We start from the raw sequence: 942 nt of genomic DNA on the forward strand, positions 1-942 counted from the left end.
TTTTTGTACTCTCTCGGTTCTTTAGGCAAATATTCTTTTCCGTAATTATTGTAAATGTACTCTCTGACTGCTTCTACTGCATCTGAGCTTAGACGCGTTGAGTCAGTACGCATATAAGTTATAAGACCGACGAGACCATCTTCACCAATTTCAACACCTTCGTATAATTCTTGTGCCAATTGCATAGTTTTCTTTGCAGAGAATCCTAATCTGGTAGCGGCTTCCTGTTGAAGTGTACTTGTAATGAAAGGAGCAGGTGGATTCCTTTTTGTAACTTTTTTGGTTACAGATTTAACTTTATAACTCAGATTTTTTAATTCTTCTACAAGTTTTTCAGCTGAACTTTGATCTGGAATTTTTATTTCCTCACCACCCCTGGAAATTAGCTTCGCAAAGAAAGATTCAGTTGCTTCTGCTCTAAACTCACCCGTAATTGACCAATACTCTTCTGGAACAAAATCCTTAATTTGCTGTTCTCTTTCACAGATTAAGCGTAGGGCAACAGATTGAACTCTTCCAGCAGATAAACCATGATAAATTGTTTTCCAGAGAAATGGGCTAATCTTATAACCGACTATTCTATCCATTACTCTACGGGCTCGCTGAGAATCCACAAGATTTTGATTAATTTTTTGTGGATTTTGCATAGCTTCTCGAATACCTGATTCTGTTATTTCGTGGAAAAGAACTCTGTAGATATTTGGATTTTTGTTCTCTATTTCTTTTGCTATATCGTATGCGATAGCTTCACCTTCACGATCTGGATCTGTCGCTATATAAACTTTTTCAGCTTTTGAACTCAAATCACACAACTTCTTTAGAACTTCTTCTTTACCTTTTATCAAAACAAATTCCGGTGTGTAGCCGTTTTTAATATCAATACCGAGTTTGCTCTTAGGTAAATTTTTTATGTGTCCTACAGAAGCTTCTACGATGAAGTCT

At 36.2% G+C, this 942-nt stretch carries 1 protein-coding gene; it reads right to left on the bottom strand.

Annotated features, from left to right (window positions below; translation table 11 throughout):
* On the bottom strand, positions 1-942 hold a 942-nt coding region (locus N2692_03090; GenBank protein ID MCX8016252.1), incomplete at both ends, for a DNA topoisomerase.

It is taken from the genome of Patescibacteria group bacterium (assembly GCA_026415775.1).
Classification (GTDB): Bacteria; Patescibacteriota; Minisyncoccia; order UBA6257; family JAAZHW01; genus SKW32.